The 594-nt window shown below is 71.5% G+C and carries 1 protein-coding gene; it reads right to left on the bottom strand.

From position 1 onward, the window contains the following. Positions 1–51: 51 nt before the first annotated feature. Positions 52–594, bottom strand: a 543-nt coding sequence (locus KUM32_RS39690; protein ID WP_217146590.1) for a DUF4913 domain-containing protein, incomplete at its 5' end; no start/stop codon positions are given.

Below are 594 nucleotides of genomic sequence, written 5' to 3' on the forward strand. Positions count from 1 at the left end.
GCGCGCGGGGGTCGAAGCTGAGCCCGAAGGCAGGCTGTGGCCCTCCCGCGTTCACGATGTGGAGGCCGGTGCCTGGGCGCCACGGCCGGCCTCGGTGTGGGCTGCCTTCTCCGTGCGCGCGGAGGGCGGCGGGCCGGGCAGCAGCCTGTGTGCGGGTCGGTCGGGAGAGGTCATGCAGGCCGACAGTGGCCCGCCCGGTGCTCGGATCGCTGCCACGGCGTGGGTGAGGCAGTCCCGGTGCCACACGAGCAGGCCACCCAGTCCCGCCTCGGGGTCCTTGTGCTGCTGGTAGGCGAGCCACAGGGCGTGGAGCCAGGCCACGACATCGTCGTGCTCCTGCCACCGCAGGCACCAAGGCGCCGCGGTGGTGACCTCCGCCCCGTAGACAGGGAGGAAGAAGTCGTCCACCCAGTCGGACAAGGCGTCCAGCTCGTCCTCGCGCTCCTCCCCTTCAAGTTCCAGGATCGGGCGAGGCTCCGCCGCAGCAGGGGCAGGCGGCTCACCGAAGCTCGACATGCCGAACGCGGCGAACGGCGAACTCGGCATGTCGGGGACGGAAGCGAGATGATCAAGCTGCTTCGCCTGCTGCGCCGA

It is taken from the genome of Streptomyces sp. AC627_RSS907 (genome assembly GCF_019049165.1).